The sequence below is a fragment of the Actinomadura sp. 6N118 genome (assembly GCF_044326415.1).
Lineage (GTDB): Bacteria > Actinomycetota > Actinomycetes > Streptosporangiales > Streptosporangiaceae > Spirillospora.
In genome coordinates this window covers 32,785-49,384 of record NZ_JBIRAZ010000042.1, presented here as the reverse complement: position 1 = coordinate 49,384, position 16,600 = coordinate 32,785, and the positions used below count along the sequence as shown (strand labels likewise).

Sequence of the window (16,600 nt, the reverse complement as noted above, 5' to 3'; positions counted from 1 at the left end):
TCACCATCGACCCCACCCGCGACTACCAACCCACCGGACGCCCACCCGGCCCACAACCAAAACGACCCTGAACCCACAATCGTGGGTTCAGGGTCATTCCGATGTCCTGAGACATCACACTGTCGGGACGGCGGGATTTGAACCCACGACCCCTTGACCCCCAGGACGGTCGGGTAGTGGTTGTTGCAGCTCAGAACCACTTTCGAACGAATGTACGAAGTTCGCTGATCGTGGCCGTGTGAGCCCTCGTGCATGGCGTGTGGTCCCCACCTGGTCCCCAGCCTTTGACGCTTAAGCGTCAAGCTGTGGGCGATTGGGGCTGGGGAGGTCACGCATCGTCGTTGGCGTCCTCATGTGTGCAGTAACCCTGAAACTTCTAAGTAGTTGGAGGTATGGTTACTATCTGCCTACTCTCTAAGGAGAGCCGACATGGGTTCTGCGAGCGTTCGCAAGGTCACCAAGGACAACAATCCCGCTACATGCCGACAGCTAAAGATCAATCTCACACTGGACTTCAGCGAAGATGCCAGCAAGAGGATGACGACTGGCAAGCTTCAGAGTTTTCTTGATCAACTGATCTTGCTTGCTGAAAAGTTGCCGGTATCGCATGATCTTCCAAGCCCCAGCGTGTCCGGCACGGCCGATTTCTCGTATGTGCAGTTGACCGCTGTAGTTACGCCAAATGGGCAGTGATCCAGGGACGTTCCATGTTCGGTAGCTGGACGGTTCCGGACTTGTGTGGGGGCGGGGCCTCGTAGCCTTGATCGGCGGACGGGCGGCACCTGCCTGCCCGCACTGGCCCGTCGCGAGGCCCCGCGCGGGGTCCCCGCGCAAGTCGGGAAGCGGCCAGCGGCACCTGGCGTGGCCAGATAAACCCCGTGAGACTGGCTGCCGTCTTCTGCGGCCCGCGACATCTTCTGGTTTGCGCGCCTGCCGACCGGCGTTCAGGGCCTTGGCCGCCGCCGGTCCGCCAGGTTGAGGCGAGCGGCCGGCCGCCGAGTCGGCGGCGCGAGCGGCCCGCTTGTCGGGCCGCATCTAAGACGTACAGAAAGTTCTCACAGACCACGTTCGCTCAGCTGTCCTGCTGGCCGCCTCTGAGGTCGACAGCGCTAATGACTGGTTTGGCGTGGCCTATGACCGTGCTTCAGGTCTTGCGGACTGCCTGATGCAATGGAACGGATATCGGCGCAGGTTGAACAGCGTGCATCGCTGCTTCTGGGTGGTGGAGAGTGCCGGATTCCTGGAGTGCTAGAGGTTTGCTCCTCTAGGTTGCCTGGCGGTTCCACTCATGCTCAAGGACGGAGAACAGCAGACTGTCTCGCCATTGTCCGTTTGTGAACACATGGTCCCGAATCCGGCCTTCAGGGCGTAGCCCGAGCTTGGTCACGATGACTGCGGAGGCGAGATTCTCGGGGCCGACTGCGGCACTGATCCGGTGTAGGCCCAGTTCTCTGAAACCGAAGTCGGTGAGGGTTCGGGCTGCGTCGGTGGCGTAGCCCTTCCCCCAGTGGTCCGCAGCGATGGCGAATCCAAGCTTCGCGGCTCGGACTCCAGCCAGTCCAAGTCGAACGAACCCAACGACCCGGTCGTCTTGGACGGGCGTCACCGCGAGGTAGAACTCGGTGCGGGGTGACGCGCTGGTGCGATCGATGATTCCTTCGATCATCGCTGCCGTCTCGTCGAGAGACTTGGCGTCGAAGGACAGCCAGTCCGTGACTCGGTTGTCCCCGACGATCGTCAAGGCGTCATTGACGTCGTCATTCCCGAACTCACGAAGGCGGACACGGTCACCCGTGAGGGTAACGGGGAACATCAGGGGCTGTCCTAACGCGGAAGAGCCTTCAACGGTGTGTGCGTGAACAACTCTATCCGTTCCTGCAGCTCAGTCCCGATTGAGGACTCGCTGGCAGCCGTCAGAGCGCGGTGCACGCGATCGACTGAGTTGACGATCCCGTTGATGCGGAGTTCCGGAGGAAGATCGAGGACCGGGGCCAGAGCCTCGGAGGCACCTTCCAGCTCACCTTGGGCGATGCGGGAAATGGCGAGGTCGGTGTGACTGCCTGCCTGATCTCCGAAGGCCCATTCGGGACGCGAGGGATCGCTGTAAGCCGACACGGCCTCTGAGGAGTACCGCTCGGCTTCTGCGGCCTCATCGGGCAGCCATGCCAGGGCGTCTGCTGCGTAGTAGAGCTGGCGAGCGCGTGAGAACGTCGCTAGACCGCCTAGCTCGTCCATGTCGTCGGGCTGCACCCGGTCCCATGCATCCTCAGCGCGTCTGATGGCTGCGGTGGTGTTGGCTGGGTTGCGGAGAGCCGCCCAAGCGCGAGCCTCATTCATGGCAAGCCAAACAGTGGAGCTGTTTCCAGCCCTGTCGGCGAACTCGGCTCCTTCCTGCGCGTACCGCACGGACTCGTGGGGACGCCCGGCCCAGTAGGTGATGAACGACTGAAGGCCGCGCAGCCAAGCCCGCAGACCATCGTGACCAGCAGTGTCCGCGCAGAGGAACGCGGTACGTGCCTGTGTCATGGCGGCGTGGGGCTCGGCCAGGTCGTGCGACGCCTTGGCCAGCATTCCTCCGGTGACACCGGCCAGGAAGTACAGGTGACTTGCCTGCTGGGGGCGCTGTCGCTGTTCAAGTAGCGTGAACATGATGTCCTGGACGTTGACCAGATCACCGAGAATCTCGGACAGCGGACGTTGTGGGTACGCAAGCGCGAGTTCGTGCACGTCCTGGTGAATCTGGTCGAGGGCTTCGGCGGTGAGTCCGACCTGTCCGGTCGATAGGGCGAATTGGCGAGCACGCTGGGCAGCCATGCTGAGAGCTCCTTCCACGGTGTGAGTGACGATTCGACCTGAGATGCCGACCGATTCGTCGGACTCGTCAACGGGAGAGATGCTGTCGTGTTCGTTGTACGGAGATAGAAGCTCGTCGATTTGACGACCGAACATTCTCTGAAGAACACGACGTGTAGCGGGGTGCTGTTCCCCGGTATTTTGCCCTGAGGCAAGCCGACGGAGGTGTCGATCGCTGATCGTCGCTTTCACACCGAGGGTCTTGGCGAGGCTGTTGAATTGACTCGAAAGCTCGCCGTACGTGTGATCGCTCTCTCGGACCAGGAACTCAAGGACAGTGCGAGGCGCGTCCTTTGACACCTTGATCCTCCCTAGTCGAACTGTGTTGAGTTCTCAGGCTGATCTGTTCTCACTGCGAGCGGCAAGACGCCCGGTGAAGACGTCCGCGCGATGTCCGCTTCATGTCCGGGCATGTCCGTGATGGATCCGCGAGAGGTCCTACCAGCTGCCTTGATGCTCTCCAGTGTGACCGACGTGGTCACGAAATCGAAGGGTTCGGTACTCACTTGTGCCGCCCGAGATCGAAGGGAGAGCTTTTATGAAGCTCATCGTGGACACCAGTACGAAGCAGGTCACCGTGACGCGGGCTTCGGAGGAGAAGACCGATCAGAACGGTCGTCAGCGGACCGAGCGGAACACCGGCCGTCCGATGTGGTCGACGCAGGTGTTCGTCCTGGACGAGGACGGTGGCGAGATTCTCACCATCACTACGGCTGGTGAAAAGCCGAACGTGAAGGTCGGGCAGCCCGTCATCGTGTCCGGACTGGAGGCCCTGCCGTGGTCGACCAATGGTCGCAGCGGCGTGGCGTTTCGCGCGGTGGAGCTCAAGGCGGCCGCACCTGCGGCGGTCAAGTCTGCCTGACCGGAGCTAGCTGTACCCGCACGAGAAGACCTGGCTTGGTGCCGGGGCTTGTCCCCGGCCCTGAGCCGGTTCACAGCAACACGCATTCCCCTTCACGATCGCAGGCCTCGGCCTGCTGATCCACAGGCAACAGCCCTGATCGGGCTACCCCCCGTCGCCCGCACCGAAGGACGGAGACGGACGTATGCAACCGGGATACGGCCTGGCCACACCTGGAGATGTGTGGCTGGACGAACAGCACACCCCCTGGTTCGTGCTCGACAACCTCAAGGTCATCAGCCCGCGCGGTGGACGCGCCATCGCCTTCAACAGACTCGTCGACCGCAACACCACCGGCCTTCTCACCCGCGCCTACCAGGCACCTGCCCAAGGAGAAGACATGACCACTGTCTCATCGCAGCAGCGACTCACCAACCTGCGCGTAGCCGCGCACGACTGCCTCGTGGCCGCCACCCACGCCCGGAACGACGGCAACCTCACCGGAGCCCAGGCCTACGAGTACCAGGCCAGGCAGATCCAGACCTGGATCGACGAGGAAGAGAACTTCGGGCCGCCGCCGGAAGCCAACCACTGACATCCGGAGAGGCAGCCATGGACTACCACTACGTCATCACGCTGTCTGACCCCAGCAGCGGGAGAAGTGTCACCGCTTACGGTGTCATCCCGGTGTCGTCACCGGCCAGTCGCAGCCAAATCTTCAAGGAACGGGTCACCACCATCGCCGCCGAGTGCGGCATCAGCCCCAGACCGCTGGTGACCTTCTTCAGCCTGGAGCCCGACGAGCTTCCCGGTGCGATGCGCACCGCTGGCTGATCAACGAAGTTATCCCCTGATCGCGAACGGGGTCGGTACCGGTCACCAACCTGCCGACCCCGCTCGTCATCAACAAACCCTCTCAAGCCAAGAGGAGAGTTCGTCATGTCCAAGTCTAGAGGCGCCTCGATGTTCGGGCGAGCCTCGACCCCGCGCAGCGGGCACCGTCGTGGTGGCACCGTCACCATCATCGAAGACCGGGTCTCGCGGTCCTACGCCCGCACTGCCAAGATCGCCTTCTACATCATCACCGTGGTGGTCGGGCTGCTGGCCGCCACCATCGCCACCGCCTTCCCCGAGTATGTGCGCCACCCCGTGATCGCGCTGTTCATCGGCCTGATCGTCGGTGTCGCCGTGGCCGCACCCGTTGCCGGGATCATCGCGGCCTGGCCGGTCATCCGCGCCCTGTGGTGGTGGCTTCCTGAAATCCTCATCGCGCTGACCGTGCTGTATGGGTTCGTGCTGCTGTGCCAGCACACGCCGCTGCCGGTCCGGCTCGCCGTCGTCATGGCGGTACTCGCGCCGCTGGCGGTGCCTAACATCCGCCAGTACGTCACCAAGATCGCTTACTGCTTCATCGTCCGGCACCGCATCCGGACCTGCTTCGCCGACTTCCTGATCGGCAACAACCGCGGTTCCCTCCCGCTCATCCTGTGGGCCAAGCCCACCCCGGTCGGCGAAGACGTCTGGGTCTGGCTACGCCCCGGCCTGTCGCTCAGCGAGCTGCAAACCTCGCTGGAAAAGATCGCGGTCACCTGCTGGGCCGCAAGCGTCACCGTCGAACTGGCCGGAAAGCAGACCAACGCCGCCTACGTGCGGCTGCACGTCAAGCGCCGCGACGCGCTCACCGGGACCGTGGTCCCCACCCTGGTGCAAGATCCCGCCCTGGCCGACGCGGTCGCCAACGGCGAGCACTCCACGCGCCAGATGTCACCTGATGACCTGCCCGCAACAGACGCGGGCCTGGACCTGGACGACGTCACCGCCGAACAGGTGAGCGACCCGCCCAAGACCAACGGCAAGACCAACACAAAGCCCGCCGATAGCAACGGCGGAGCCCGCAAGAAGCCGGTCACGCAACCGGCCACAGTGCCCGCTGCCGACGACGACCCCTACGCCGACTACCGGTGACCCCCGGGCTTGTGGCAGCGACAACAGCGTCAACACCTGTTTGACACCTGCGTGTTGCATCGCGACCGCGCCACATCTCCCTTAGGTGAGCGGGCGTGGAACCCATCTCGCGGTCTCCGCGCCCCTCACCGCTTCAACCCCCAAGGAGCTGATCGCTTATGAGATTGCCCGTGGATACCCACTTGCCCACCGGCACCGCACCCACTGTGCCGGTCGGGCCGATGCTGTCGATGTACGACCCGATCTTCACTGGCATCGACGAAATGCGCGCCCCGGTCTACCTGCCGATGGCCTACCGCAACATCCTGGCCGCCGGCGAACCCGGCGGCGGCAAATCCGGCCTGTTGCAGACCATCGCTTCGCATGCCGCCTTGGCCGACCGCACCCGGCTGGTCCTGCTGGACGGCAAACAAGTCGAACTCGGCCTATACGCCCCAGTCGCCGACAAATTCGTCGGCCCCGACATCGCCGACGCCATCATCACCCTGCGCCGACTGCAAGAAATGATGAACCGCCGTTACACCTGGCTGCTGCGGCACGGCCGCCGCAAGATCGAACCCGGCGACGACGTCAACACCATCGTCGTCATCATCGACGAAATCGCCTACTTCTCCGCCACCGTCGGCACCCCCCAACAGCAGCAAGAATTCATCGCACTGCTGCGTGACCTGGTCGCCCGTGGCCGCGCCTGCGGCGTCATCGTCATCGCCGCCACCCAACGCCCCAGCGTGGACATCATCCCCAAATCCATGCGGGACCTGTTCTCCTACCGCGCCGCCTTCCGCTGCACCTCCACCGGGTCCAGCGACATCATCCTGGGCGACGGCTGGTCGGGAGCTGGCTACACCGCCACCGACATCGCGCCCACCTCCCAAGGCGTCTGCTACCTCATCGCCGAAGGCGGACTTCCCCGCCTGATCAAGGTCGCCTACCTCACCGACGACCACATCGGTCACATCGTCGACCACGCCCTGTGGACCCGCGACCGTCATCGCCCCCACGGCAGCACCACACCGGCCGCACAAGGCCTCGCCGCCTGAAAGGAGGCCCCGTTATGCACATCCTCAACCGGATCTACATCACCCCGGTCACCGTCGCTGACTTCACCGGCCTCACCGGCCTATGCCTGAACTGCTGGGCCACCCACTCGGTCACCCCGGACCAATACCCCGAGCTAGAGCAATGGGCACAGCGCCACATCTGCGGGCTCGAACACGCCGCTTCGGGCGCCATCACCGGCACATCTGCTCATGTCCTGGCGTGTCTGTACTGCGGCGCTACCGATGACATTAGTGAAGTCCTCGTCACCATCGACGAACGCACCAGCGAATACGCCTTGCGGTGCGGATTGTGCGACGGGATGTGGGCGGCATGACCGACACCAGGATTTTTCGCCTCACTCCCGCTGTGGAGTGGCTGGAGAACACCCAACATCTTTTGGCCGCCGTTATCCATGCCGCGACCCATCACAACCACGGCGTCCGGCAACCCATGATCATGCTCAAACAGGACGAATACACTCTCGCCGCCACCGGCATGACCGTCATCCAGAACGACTACTACGACAAGAACCGGTGGTGGCTGTGATCCACAATGACACCGGCTTCTGCGTCACTCCCGCCATTGAATGGCTGGAAAGCGAAGAAGGCCGCTACTACTTCGCTGATCGAACCGTCGATCATGTCCGGCCCATCGCCGAAATCCGCGACGACGATTCCGAGGATTTCGACATCCACCCCAACGGCCGAGCCATGGCTATCGGCCAACACGACTACCGCGACAAAAGGAAGTGGTGGCTGTGATCCACAAACGCTACAACCACAACGGCACCCCCGACCTGCGCCGCTGGCTCGTCGAATGCGACACCCCCGGCTGCGGCGTCACCGAACTCATGCTGTCCACCATGACGGCGCAATGGCTGATCAGCACACGCCCCGGTACCCGCGCTTACTGCCCGGACTGCTTCTTCTACGAGGCCGCCAACCTCATCGTGTGGAGTATCCGCTGCCGAAACTGCGGCAGCAGCGAAATGGACTTCCTGCGCGCCGACGACCATGACCACCCCGGGCCATGCTGCGCGGCCTGCCTGGACTGCACCGCCACCCTGTGGTCCTACACCGCCGAACAACTGTGCAGCGACCTGATCGACGGCTGGGACATTCCCGAGGAGTGGCAGCCATGACCGCCACCCGGGCCCCAGACACCGCCAGCACCCTGCTACGCGTGCTGGAAAACACCTGGGCCGCCATCCGCACCCGGCACCCCGAAATCCCACAAGTGGTGCTCATCGTGGCGTCCGGCACCGAAGGCAAACAAGCCCGCTGGGGCCACCACGCCGCCGACCGATGGCGCGTCGGAGACACCGACCGCACCGAAATCATGATCAGCGGCGAAGGACTCCGCCGCACCCCCACCGAAGTTCTCGGCACCCTGCTGCACGAAGCCACCCACGCACTCGCGCAAACACGCGACATCAAAGACACCAGCCGCCAAGGCCGCTACCACAACACCAAGTTCCGCGACCTGGCCCACGAACTCGGCATCGACGTCACCAAAAACGACAAGTTCGGGTGGAGCACCACCACCGTCCCCGACACCACCCAGACCATCTACCGCGCGCAACTCCGCGCCCTGGAAAAAGCCATGGTGCTGTGGCGCCGCGACGAACTCACCGCCACCACCACTAAGACCAAAAGCAGCAACCTCATCGCCGCCATCTGCCCATGCGAACGCACCATCCGCATCGCCGCCTCCTCACTGGAGCAAGCACCCGTCACCTGCGGAGCCTGCGGCGAGGACTTCGAACCCAAAGACCCCTCTTGACGCTTAAGCGTCAACCTCCTGACGACAAGGAGAATGCCATGCACCCCGACGATTACACCTCGCTCGGATACAACCCGGCGGACGAATGGGATCGCTATCTAACCCGATACGGCGGTTACGAACTCGACACCCTCGAAGAATTCGAGCGTACCGGTGTCGCTAGCTACGACGAGACCCGTGACGTGTGGACCATTCAAGCCTCAGACGGAACCACCTTCGAAGTCTGCGACGAAACCGCACCTAGAACCTGAACACGGCTGAGGGCCGGACCTCTCGCCAAAGAATCCCGGCCCTCGCCGAACCACCCCACCAGCAAAGGAAGGACGTGGTATCACCATGCACGCTACCGGCTACACCTGCGCCCAAACCACCGGGCCGCACGTGTCCGCCCTGGACGCGCTGTCCCAACGCGGCATCTACCTCAAGCACTACGACCCCACCGGCACCCGCTACGGCATCCCCACCTACCCCTACCGGTGGGCACCGGCAGGCCTGCTCACCCGCCGCCAGCTCCGCGCCAAAGGACTACGCCCCGGCGGCCAACCCGTACACGCCCAAATCTTGTGGCGCGACGGCGCCCGCGTCGCTTACCTCTACCGCGAGGCCGACGCCAAACCCAAGCGCACCGCCACCCCCGCCCAGCACGCGGCCATCGCCAAAGCGCTGAAGGCCCGCCGTACCTGCTCTAGCTGCGGGCGGACCAAGAGCTACTACATTCCGCGCTCGCTGGGCGAATGCCTCGATTGCGCCGAAGCCTCCGGGGCCCTGTCATGAGCGCCCCCACCGTCAACATGGCCTTGACGCCCGAACCACTCAGAAAGCGGCCCCGACACGTGGTCGAGAACGACGACTACGTCGCGTTCCTGCGCCGCATTATCCGCGCCTACAGCCGCCGCATCGCCTCCGGCGACATCGAAGCCATCGCCGACGCCGTTCAACTCTCCCAAGAGCTCGACGACGCCATCGCCCAAGCCGTCCACGGCCTGCGTAGCGACTGGGGCTACTCCTGGGCCGACATCGCCCGCCCCCTGGGCATCACCCGCCAAGCCGCCCAACAACGCTGGGGCGGTGACCGCACATGACCACCACCAAAACCGCCGAACGAATCGAATCCACCGCCCAGATCCTCATCCTGCTCGCCGTTGCCTCGATGGCCGGCGCCGCCTCCTTTACCCACGTCCACGACTGGACCATGACCAACAGCCCACCCGGCACCGGCGACTGGTTCGGCTGGGCCAACGCCGTCATCTCCGAACTCACCCCCACCGCCGCCGCCCTGGAAATCCGCCGCCGCAAACGACACGGCCACCCAGTCGGCTACCCCATGACCGTCCTGATCCTGGCAGCCGGACTATCCATCGCCGCCCAACTCGCCGTCGCCGAACCCACCCCCGTCGGCTGGCTGCTGTCGGCAGTACCCGCCCTGGCCTTCCTGGCGCTGACCAAACTCGTGCTGTCCACACCCGCACTCACCAGCCACAACCCAATCGACAACGAGGGCCAGCACGACGACGCGGTTACCGTGCACGCAGCGGCACAACAACCACCCGCCCTCACCCAACCCACCGACCAGCCCACCACCCAACCGGTCACACAGGCCGTCCCGGCACAGCTGGTCACCGGCGCCCGGATGGCCGACCACATCCACCGCCAAACCCACGGCCACCCCATCGGCACCCTCGCACTCGCCGAACACCTCGGCATCGACCACACCCTCGCCACCGCCGTCCTGAACACCCTCAACGGCGACACCACCAACGACAACGACGCCTCCGACACCGGCGGGCGCCCATGACCCACATCCCCGCGCCCCGTTCGGCGCTGGCTCTGGCACCCGGACGGACTTCCCTCCGCCCGGGTACCGGGGCGAACACCGAACCCGCACACCCCACCCAACTGTGCCTCACCGTCTCCCCGCTACCACCCTCAAAGATCACCCGCCGCCCTATCCTGGCGACCGACACCGCGCTCATCCGAGGTGGCGACGGCTACTTCGACTGGCTCGACCACGTCTGGCCCGCCGCAGGCTGCACCCGCCCCATCCGACTGCTCGGCCATCTCGACACCGTCGACACCCGCACCGGTGAAGTCCTGGCCACCACACCCACCAGCGCGCTACCGGACGGCGTCATCTACAAAGCGTGCGGCAACCGCCGCCACATCGTCTGCCCCTCCTGCGCCTACACCTACCAAGGCGACGCCTACCAACTCATCCGCACCGGGCTGACCGGCGGCAAAACCGTGCCCACCACCGTCAACAGCCATCCCGCCGTGTTCGCGACTCTCACCGCACCCTCGTTCGGACCGGTGCATGCCCGTCACGTCAAACACCACACCTGCCGAGACAAGACTCGGTGCGGCTGCCGACCTGATCCTTGCCATGCCCGTCGTACTGGTACCGCTGAGGTCTGCCCGCACGGCATTACGTTGGCCTGTTTCGCCCGCCATGAATCCAGCGACCAGCGGCTCGGGAAACCACTGTGCCTGGACTGCTACGACCACGACCACCACGTGATCTGGAATCAGCACGCGGGCGAACTATGGCGACGAACCAAACAAGCCGCCGAACGCTACCTGAACCGCCTCGCCCGGCAACGCAGGCTCCCGTCCGTCCGGCTCTCACACGGCAAAGCCGCCGAATACCAGCAACGAGGCATCGTCCACTTCCATGCTCTCCTGCGCCTCGACGGCATCGACTCCATCGACCTCGACGCCGTCATCCCGCCACCGTCCGGCTTCACCGTCGCTGATCTCGACGACGCCATTCGGTATGCCGTCATCCACACCCGCACCACCACACCTGGCCACCCCGAAAACCCCGGCGGCTGGCCCATTACCTGGGGCGACCCCGCCAAGGCTCTCGATATCCGGCCCATCACCCTGCACACCGGCGACACCGTCACCGACGCCATGGTTGCCGCCTACCTGGCCAAGTACGCCACCAAAGGCACCGAGATCACCGGCCACGCCTCACAACGGCTCACCCCCGCCACCGTCCGGCTCTACGCCGACCCTGGCGGCGACCACACCGCCCGACTCATCGCGGCCTGCTGGACCCTGGGCGAACACCCCGACCATGCCAAACTACGCAGGTGGGCCCACATGCTCGGCTTCGGCGGACACTTCCTCACCAAAGCCCGCCGCTATTCGATCACCTTCGCCGCCCTACGCGCCGCACGCATCCACTACCGCCGCACCCAAACACAAGGTCCCGACCACCCAGCGGACGCATTCCACCGTCAAGACAACCTTGGCGACCAAACGACGCTCATCGTCGGCACCCTCACCTACGTCGGAACCGGCTGGCACACCACCGCTGACGCCCTCCTCGCCAACACCGCCGCCGACCAAGCCCGCCGTCGACACCAAGCCGGACGCGAAGAACTCGCCCACGAGCATGCTCAAGGCCAACAGCCACATGCAGCATAAACAGTCGTCCCTGTGGGCGACCGATCAGGGGTCCAAGGCCCCGCTGATGCGGGAGCAAGAAATAGGCCCGGACGCGAAGATCTCGACCTGAGCTTCATGTCCAACACGGAAGGAAACCTCATGAGCTGCAAGGAGAACGCATGTCAATCGACATCACCGAAAGCCAGAGCCCCGACAGGCTGTTGCTCGGCGGTTGGTACACCACCGAGGAACTCGCCGAAATCATCGGAGTGGACCCCTCGACGCTCCGCCGGTGGCGAACCGCTCATCCGATCCAGGGGCCACCCTTCGTCAAGATGAGCGGTGCCGTCACCCGATACAGCGCCATCGACGTTCAGCGCTGGCTGTTGAGTCATCGCACTGACCCCAAGGATGTGGCGGCGTGAGCCACCGGGAGCAACTCCCTCTCGGGGTCTCGCTCTCAACCGACATCGAGTATCGACCTGGACGCCCCAAGCCCTATCGCGCTCGGGTCCGCTGGACCGACCCCACCACAGGCCGCCGCAAGTCACTCTCAGAAGCAAAGAAGGAGGAAGAAGAAGCTGCCGCGTGGATTGATGAGATACAGGTCGCCGCACGAGGAGGAATCGACCCGGCCACCGCCACAATGGTGCTCGTCGAATATGGCGACAGTGTCATGGATCTCGCCATGCGTGGCCTGGAGAGCAAGACCCTTGATCCATACATGGCTGGATGGCGATGCCGGGTTGTGCCCTCGCTTGGACATCTACCGGTACGGATGATCAGTAACGGCGCCGTTGATCGCACGGTGCATGCATGGATTGCCGATGCCTGCGGGCGCTCCACCGTGAAGAACAGCCTCGCCGCACTCGTCCGCGTGATGGAGCAGGCCGTCCGGGACGGAATCATCGATCGCAACCCAGCCCGCATCACGGGATGGCAGCAGCAGTACAAGCAGGCAGAAGACGAGCTCGACGACCCTCGATCGTTGGCCTTGCCGGATTGGGCCGCGCTCATCGAGCTCGCGGAAGCTCTGGTCGCCCGGTCCACCAATCACTACCAAGGCTGGGGAGAGGTCATCATCTTCGCCGCATGCACCGCGGCCCGGATCGGTGAAGTCTCGGGCGTACGAGCGGGCGACATTGATCGCGATGCGTGGACCTGGACCGTGCGGCGCCAGACCACTCCGAGCCCCGGCGGACTGGTCGACAAGGGCACCAAGGGCAAGCGCGCTCGCACCGTTCCCCTTATCGAGGAAATCCGGGATCTGGTCGGCCGACGCCTGGATGCGGTGGGTAAGGACCCGATGGGCCGACTCTTCACCGGACCGCGAGGCGGACGAATCACCACCGCCGTCCTCCGGGACGCCACCCATTGGGACGAGGTCGTGCAACGGCTCGGGTACGAGTACCTGCGGCGGCACGATCTACGCCATACCGGGCTGACCTGGATGGCCGATGCCGGGGTGCCGGTCCATGTCTTGCGGAAGATCGCTGGACATGGATCGCTTTCCACGACGCAGCGGTATCTGCATCCGGACGCCAAGTCGATTAGTGCGGCGGGGGAGGCTCTGAGCCTTCACCTCAGCGTGCGGCGGTCCCCAGATGGTCCCCGGCTGCGGCTCGTCGAGTGACGGCCAGCCGCTTCGGCCGGATACGCAAAAGGCCTGGTGACCTCGGAAAAGTCCGTGATCATCAGGCCTTGGCGTTCTGTCGGGACGGCGGGATTTGAACCCACGACCCCTTGACCCCCAGTCAAGTGCGCTGCCAAACTGCGCTACGTCCCGGTGCCCGGCTGAGCGGGCGTGATTACTCTAGCGCAGTCTGCGCCCTCCTGCGTACCGAGATACGGCGGGATGGATGTCTGGTAGGCATGCCGGGTGAACTCGTTGATGGCGCGTGGGGGGATGGCGGTCGCGGTCGGGGTGACCGGGCTCTGTGGGTGCGCAGGTGAGGAGCCTCCTCAGGCGACGGCCAGTGGTACGCCTTCCGTTGCTCGGACGTCTGAGAGGGCGGCGCCTCCTAAGCGGGCTGTCTCTGTGAAGGTGCCTGCGGGGGTGCGGGCCGGGTATGTCGTTTTCGATCGGCGGAGCAGGAAGGTTCTGCTTCAGCATCGGGTTCGGCAGACGGTGCGGTCGGCTTCGGTGGTGAAGATCCTGATTGCGCTCGATCAGCTGGGGCGGGGTGGGGATCGGGCCTTGATGGGGAAGATGCTCCGGTCCAGCGATGACAAGGCGGCCACGTACTTCTGGCGGCGGGGTGGTCAGGGGCAGATCATCAAGCGGATGGCGCCGAAGGCGGGGTTGACGGAGACTGCGGGGCCTCCAGCGGACAAGCCCGGGTTCTGGGGGTATACGGCCTTGAGCGCCGGGGACGTGCTCAAGACTTATCGGTATCTGCTGGAAAAGGCGCCCAAGGGGCATCGGGAGTTTGTGGTCAGGGAGTTGGGGCGCGCCACGCAGTGCGGGACCGATGGGTTTGACCAGTTCTTCGGGATTCCGCGGGCGGTGCCCAAGCCCTGGGCGATCAAGCAGGGGTGGTCGGGGTTCGGGGACGTTCCGGCTGTGCGGTGTAGGGAAGGATCGTTCAAGCCGGTGGTGGGGCCTGATCTCGGGCTTGGGCGACCGGTGTTGCACACCACGGGGATCGTGGGTCAGCGGATTTTTGTCGTGTTGACGCTGCAGCCTGTGGGGAGTTCCTTTAGGGCTGCGAGTGAACGGGTTACTCGGCTGACCCGGGATCTCTATCGAGCGTCGTCGCGCTGACGGACCTCTGTGCGGAAGGGGCGCAGGCCGCGCTTCTGGTAGTTGGGCAGCGCGTTCGGATGGTCGAGTGTGGAGGTGTGCAGCCACACGCGGCGGGTGTTGGGGGAGATTTCCCAGGCCTTCTGGAGCGTCAGGGTAAGGGCGTAGGCGCCTATGCCGCGGCCTACGAACTCAGGGACTAGGCCGAACGTGCTTATCTCTACTTCTGTTGCGGCGATGGCATAGCGGGCCAGGCCAGCGTTCTCATCGCCGGATCTAATCAGCCACGTTTGGGCGTCGGGGTCGGCCAGGTATTTCGCCCATTGGGCTTCTGTGAAGGTGACACTCTCCCAGAGGTACCTTTCGCCGATCCTGATGTTGAGGGCGCGGTGGGTCTCGGGGTCGGCGGGAGCCAGGGTGACGGTGGGGACGGGGTCCGCGGGGTTGATGTCGTCAGGGCTGGTCATTTCCAGATAGGTGACGGTCTCCTGCATTGATCTCCTTTGCGATTCGTTCTACGTCGGCGTCGGTGGTGCGCCAGTTGCTGAACGCGGCGCGGAGGGCGGGGGTTCCTGCGTAGACGGTGGGCGTGAGGAACGTCGTGCCGGCGGCGGCCAGATTCTGAGTGATTGTGTCGATGGCTGCATTGGTTGGGCTGTCGGCGAGGGTGAAGCAGACCACGTTCAGGCGGACTGGGGCTAGCAGGCGCCAGTGGGGAGAGACCGATATGGCCTCTCCTAGGCGCTGGGCTTGGGCGATGTTGCGTTCGACGATCGAGCGGTGACCCTCACGGCCGTACGCGCGGAGCGTGAACCAGGCGGGGAGGGCTCGCAGGCGCCTGGAGTTCTCTGGGGTCAGGTGAACGAAGTCTGGGGTGGTCGTCGGCAGTCCTAGATAAGCGGCTGAGTTCTGGAACACGTGGACCTGGAGATCCTGGCGGTTGGTGAGCTGGATCGCCGAGTCGTACGGGACGTTCAGCCACTTGTGCAGGTCCACGCAGATCGAGTCGGCGAGGGTGAGGCCGGCGACGAGGTGCGCGTGGGCGGGGGTGAGGGCGGCGAACGCGCCGAACGCGGCGTCCACATGGAGCCAGAACGGGTGGCGATCGCGGAGGGCGGCGATGGCTTCGAGGTCGTCGAAGTCGACGGTGTTCACCGTGCCTGCGTTCGCCACGACGATGGCGGGGCCCGGCAGGTCGGCCAGGGCGGAGGCGAGGGCGTCGATGTCGACGGCTTCGCGGTCGGGGAGGGTCGGGATCGTGCGGAGGCGGTCACGGCCGATGCCCAGCATGGACAGGGCCTTGTAGATGCTGGAGTGCGGTGTGCCAGACAGGACTGTCACGTCGGCCAGGGCGCCGACGCCTGCATCAGCGATGGAGATGCCTTGTTGTTCGCCTAGCCATTCGCGTGCGAGGGCTAGGCCGACGGTGTTGGACATCGTCGCGCCGGAGACGAACGAGCCCGTGTGCTCCTCGCCGATTCCGAAGAGCTCGCGGAGCCAAGTGATCGTCTCCCGTTCGAGGTCGGGCGCGGACGAGTCCAGGCCGGGGGCGGCGTTCTGGTCGAGCACGCTGGTCAGCCAGTCACCGGCGACGGACGCGGGGGTCGCGCCCCCGGTGACGAAACCGAGGTAGCGGGGGCCCGCGCTGCCGGAGAAGCCGGGCTCCCAGCGTTCGGCGAAATCGGCCAGGGCGTTGTCCAGGCCGATTCCGGACGGCGGGAGCGCGAGCGGCTTGGCGGGGACGGGTGGGACCGCGGCGGGGCGCTCAGCGAGCCCGGCGAGGAGGTCGGCGGCGCGCACCCGCACGTGTTCAAGCAGTTCGGGCATTCGGGCAAGGTCATCTGCTAGCCGGGCGTCCATGACGGTCTCCTAGGGTCGGGAGGGCGCCTCATGAACGCTAGAGAACGTGCTTGTGCCGTGTCGCGGGCCAATGCCGGGAAGTGGCCTGGCGGGTCAGGCCGGGGGCAGGCCGGGTTTAGGCCAGG

At 64.9% G+C, this 16,600-nt stretch carries 23 protein-coding genes and 1 tRNA gene; 19 read left to right on the top strand and 5 right to left on the bottom strand.

All coding sequences use genetic code 11. The features are described from left to right. Nucleotides 1-429 precede the first annotated feature (429 nt). The gene (locus ACH34W_RS52950; protein WP_395968895.1) at nucleotides 430-693 is read left to right on the top strand and encodes a hypothetical protein; all 264 of its coding nucleotides are present in this window, start codon (nucleotides 430-432) and stop codon (nucleotides 691-693) included. A 571-nt stretch (nucleotides 694-1,264) separates the two neighbouring features. Here the strand turns inward: ACH34W_RS52950 and ACH34W_RS52945 are convergent. Together ACH34W_RS52945 and ACH34W_RS52940 are read right to left on the bottom strand one after the other, a co-directional pair. Further along, nucleotides 1,265-1,813, bottom strand: a complete 549-nt coding sequence (locus ACH34W_RS52945) for a GNAT family N-acetyltransferase (protein ID WP_395968894.1) — start codon at nucleotides 1,811-1,813, stop codon at nucleotides 1,265-1,267. An 11-nt stretch (nucleotides 1,814-1,824) separates the two neighbouring features. Continuing rightward, nucleotides 1,825-3,153 (bottom strand): hypothetical protein, encoded by a 1,329-nt coding sequence (locus ACH34W_RS52940; protein WP_395968893.1) that lies wholly within the window; start codon nucleotides 3,151-3,153, stop codon nucleotides 1,825-1,827. Nucleotides 3,154-3,361: 208 nt separating this feature from the next. Here ACH34W_RS52940 and ACH34W_RS52935 point away from each other — a divergent pair, with 208 nt between their 5' ends. The 17 genes from ACH34W_RS52935 (at nucleotide 3,362) to ACH34W_RS52855 (ending at nucleotide 13,505) form a co-directional block, all read left to right on the top strand. Beyond that, on the top strand, nucleotides 3,362-3,715 hold the full coding sequence (locus tag ACH34W_RS52935) for a hypothetical protein (protein WP_395968892.1): 354 nt from the start codon (nucleotides 3,362-3,364) through the stop codon (nucleotides 3,713-3,715). A gap of 184 nt (nucleotides 3,716-3,899) precedes the next feature. Beyond that, nucleotides 3,900-4,289, top strand: coding sequence for a hypothetical protein (locus ACH34W_RS52930; RefSeq protein WP_395968891.1), 390 nt, complete (start codon nucleotides 3,900-3,902; stop codon nucleotides 4,287-4,289). Nucleotides 4,290-4,306: 17 nt separating this feature from the next. Next, a complete protein-coding gene (locus ACH34W_RS52925; protein WP_395968890.1) occupies nucleotides 4,307-4,528 on the top strand; it encodes a hypothetical protein in 222 nt (73 codons plus the stop codon). 105 nt (nucleotides 4,529-4,633) lie between these two features. Beyond that, nucleotides 4,634-5,659 (top strand): hypothetical protein, encoded by a 1,026-nt coding sequence (locus ACH34W_RS52920; RefSeq protein ID WP_395968889.1) that lies wholly within the window; start codon nucleotides 4,634-4,636, stop codon nucleotides 5,657-5,659. A gap of 158 nt (nucleotides 5,660-5,817) precedes the next feature. Then, complete coding sequence (locus tag ACH34W_RS52915; protein ID WP_395968888.1) at nucleotides 5,818-6,699, top strand: FtsK/SpoIIIE domain-containing protein; 882 nt, start codon at nucleotides 5,818-5,820, stop codon at nucleotides 6,697-6,699. 14 nt (nucleotides 6,700-6,713) lie between these two features. Beyond that, nucleotides 6,714-7,034 carry a hypothetical protein gene (locus tag ACH34W_RS52910; RefSeq protein ID WP_395968887.1) on the top strand — a complete coding sequence of 107 codons (321 nt, stop codon included), beginning with the start codon at nucleotides 6,714-6,716 and terminating at the stop codon, nucleotides 7,032-7,034. Then, nucleotides 7,031-7,246, top strand: coding sequence for a hypothetical protein (locus ACH34W_RS52905; protein WP_395968886.1), 216 nt, complete (start codon nucleotides 7,031-7,033; stop codon nucleotides 7,244-7,246). The genes ACH34W_RS52910 and ACH34W_RS52905 overlap by 4 nt, the downstream gene beginning before the upstream one ends. Next, on the top strand, nucleotides 7,237-7,461 hold the full coding sequence (locus ACH34W_RS52900) for a hypothetical protein (protein WP_395968885.1): 225 nt from the start codon (nucleotides 7,237-7,239) through the stop codon (nucleotides 7,459-7,461). The genes ACH34W_RS52905 and ACH34W_RS52900 overlap by 10 nt, the downstream gene beginning before the upstream one ends. Then, entirely contained in the window at nucleotides 7,458-7,841 is a 384-nt protein-coding gene (locus tag ACH34W_RS52895; RefSeq protein WP_395968884.1) for a hypothetical protein, read from the top strand. The genes ACH34W_RS52900 and ACH34W_RS52895 overlap by 4 nt, the downstream gene beginning before the upstream one ends. Then, on the top strand, nucleotides 7,838-8,482 hold the full coding sequence (locus ACH34W_RS52890; RefSeq protein ID WP_395968883.1) for a hypothetical protein: 645 nt from the start codon (nucleotides 7,838-7,840) through the stop codon (nucleotides 8,480-8,482). Before ACH34W_RS52895 ends, ACH34W_RS52890 begins: the two co-directional genes overlap by 4 nt. 38 nt (nucleotides 8,483-8,520) lie before the next feature. Further along, on the top strand, nucleotides 8,521-8,733 hold the full coding sequence (locus ACH34W_RS52885; RefSeq protein WP_395968882.1) for a hypothetical protein: 213 nt from the start codon (nucleotides 8,521-8,523) through the stop codon (nucleotides 8,731-8,733). Between the two features lie 85 nt (nucleotides 8,734-8,818). Next, a complete protein-coding gene (locus ACH34W_RS52880) occupies nucleotides 8,819-9,256 on the top strand; it encodes an RRQRL motif-containing zinc-binding protein (protein ID WP_395968881.1) in 438 nt (145 codons plus the stop codon). After that, nucleotides 9,253-9,564: a hypothetical protein gene (locus ACH34W_RS52875; protein ID WP_395968880.1), complete on the top strand. Its 312-nt coding sequence runs from the start codon at nucleotides 9,253-9,255 to the stop codon at nucleotides 9,562-9,564. The genes ACH34W_RS52880 and ACH34W_RS52875 overlap by 4 nt, the downstream gene beginning before the upstream one ends. Next, entirely contained in the window at nucleotides 9,561-10,277 is a 717-nt protein-coding gene (locus ACH34W_RS52870) for a hypothetical protein (protein WP_395968879.1), read from the top strand. The genes ACH34W_RS52875 and ACH34W_RS52870 overlap by 4 nt, the downstream gene beginning before the upstream one ends. Then, entirely contained in the window at nucleotides 10,274-11,911 is a 1,638-nt protein-coding gene (locus ACH34W_RS52865) for a replication initiator (RefSeq protein ID WP_395968878.1), read from the top strand. Before ACH34W_RS52870 ends, ACH34W_RS52865 begins: the two co-directional genes overlap by 4 nt. A 140-nt stretch (nucleotides 11,912-12,051) precedes the next feature. Continuing rightward, the gene (locus ACH34W_RS52860; protein ID WP_395968877.1) at nucleotides 12,052-12,297 is read left to right on the top strand and encodes a helix-turn-helix domain-containing protein; all 246 of its coding nucleotides are present in this window, start codon (nucleotides 12,052-12,054) and stop codon (nucleotides 12,295-12,297) included. Next, on the top strand, nucleotides 12,294-13,505 hold the full coding sequence (locus ACH34W_RS52855; protein ID WP_395968876.1) for a tyrosine-type recombinase/integrase: 1,212 nt from the start codon (nucleotides 12,294-12,296) through the stop codon (nucleotides 13,503-13,505). Before ACH34W_RS52860 ends, ACH34W_RS52855 begins: the two co-directional genes overlap by 4 nt. Nucleotides 13,506-13,584: 79 nt before the next feature. Here ACH34W_RS52855 and ACH34W_RS52850 read toward each other — a convergent pair. After that, nucleotides 13,585-13,658, bottom strand: a tRNA-Pro gene (locus ACH34W_RS52850). Nucleotides 13,659-14,018: 360 nt separating this feature from the next. On the opposite strand from ACH34W_RS52850, the gene ACH34W_RS52845 reads away from it, so the two are divergent. After that, a complete protein-coding gene (locus ACH34W_RS52845) occupies nucleotides 14,019-14,636 on the top strand; it encodes a hypothetical protein (protein ID WP_395968875.1) in 618 nt (205 codons plus the stop codon). Here ACH34W_RS52845 and ACH34W_RS52840 read toward each other — a convergent pair. Continuing rightward, the gene (locus ACH34W_RS52840; protein WP_395968874.1) at nucleotides 14,615-15,109 is read right to left on the bottom strand and encodes a GNAT family N-acetyltransferase; all 495 of its coding nucleotides are present in this window, start codon (nucleotides 15,107-15,109) and stop codon (nucleotides 14,615-14,617) included. The two genes, ACH34W_RS52845 and ACH34W_RS52840, sit on opposite strands and share 22 nt — an antisense overlap. Next, the gene (locus ACH34W_RS52835; RefSeq protein ID WP_395968873.1) at nucleotides 15,069-16,442 is read right to left on the bottom strand and encodes a pyridoxal phosphate-dependent decarboxylase family protein; all 1,374 of its coding nucleotides are present in this window, start codon (nucleotides 16,440-16,442) and stop codon (nucleotides 15,069-15,071) included. The genes ACH34W_RS52840 and ACH34W_RS52835 overlap by 41 nt, the downstream gene beginning before the upstream one ends. Between the last annotated feature and the right edge of the window lie 158 nt (nucleotides 16,443-16,600).

Bases quoted from the DNA above. Each gene is read 5' to 3' on its own strand.
- ACH34W_RS52875 (WP_395968880.1), top strand. From the start codon at position 9,253: ATGAGCGCCCCCACCGTCAACATGGCCTTGACGCCCGAACCACTCAGA.
- ACH34W_RS52880 (WP_395968881.1), top strand. From the start codon at position 8,819: ATGCACGCTACCGGCTACACCTGCGCCCAAACCACCGGGCCGCACGTG.
- ACH34W_RS52920 (WP_395968889.1), top strand. From the start codon at position 4,634: ATGTCCAAGTCTAGAGGCGCCTCGATGTTCGGGCGAGCCTCGACCCCG.
- ACH34W_RS52860 (WP_395968877.1), top strand. From the start codon at position 12,052: ATGTCAATCGACATCACCGAAAGCCAGAGCCCCGACAGGCTGTTGCTC.
- ACH34W_RS52945 (WP_395968894.1), bottom strand. From the start codon at position 1,813: ATGTTCCCCGTTACCCTCACGGGTGACCGTGTCCGCCTTCGTGAGTTC.
- ACH34W_RS52840 (WP_395968874.1), bottom strand. From the start codon at position 15,109: ATGCAGGAGACCGTCACCTATCTGGAAATGACCAGCCCTGACGACATC.
- ACH34W_RS52950 (WP_395968895.1), top strand. From the start codon at position 430: ATGGGTTCTGCGAGCGTTCGCAAGGTCACCAAGGACAACAATCCCGCT.
- ACH34W_RS52865 (WP_395968878.1), top strand. From the start codon at position 10,274: ATGACCCACATCCCCGCGCCCCGTTCGGCGCTGGCTCTGGCACCCGGA.
- ACH34W_RS52885 (WP_395968882.1), top strand. From the start codon at position 8,521: ATGCACCCCGACGATTACACCTCGCTCGGATACAACCCGGCGGACGAA.
- ACH34W_RS52905 (WP_395968886.1), top strand. From the start codon at position 7,031: ATGACCGACACCAGGATTTTTCGCCTCACTCCCGCTGTGGAGTGGCTG.
- ACH34W_RS52890 (WP_395968883.1), top strand. From the start codon at position 7,838: ATGACCGCCACCCGGGCCCCAGACACCGCCAGCACCCTGCTACGCGTG.
- ACH34W_RS52915 (WP_395968888.1), top strand. From the start codon at position 5,818: ATGAGATTGCCCGTGGATACCCACTTGCCCACCGGCACCGCACCCACT.
- ACH34W_RS52870 (WP_395968879.1), top strand. From the start codon at position 9,561: ATGACCACCACCAAAACCGCCGAACGAATCGAATCCACCGCCCAGATC.
- ACH34W_RS52835 (WP_395968873.1), bottom strand. From the start codon at position 16,442: ATGCCCGAACTGCTTGAACACGTGCGGGTGCGCGCCGCCGACCTCCTC.
- ACH34W_RS52910 (WP_395968887.1), top strand. From the start codon at position 6,714: ATGCACATCCTCAACCGGATCTACATCACCCCGGTCACCGTCGCTGAC.
- ACH34W_RS52925 (WP_395968890.1), top strand. From the start codon at position 4,307: ATGGACTACCACTACGTCATCACGCTGTCTGACCCCAGCAGCGGGAGA.
- ACH34W_RS52930 (WP_395968891.1), top strand. From the start codon at position 3,900: ATGCAACCGGGATACGGCCTGGCCACACCTGGAGATGTGTGGCTGGAC.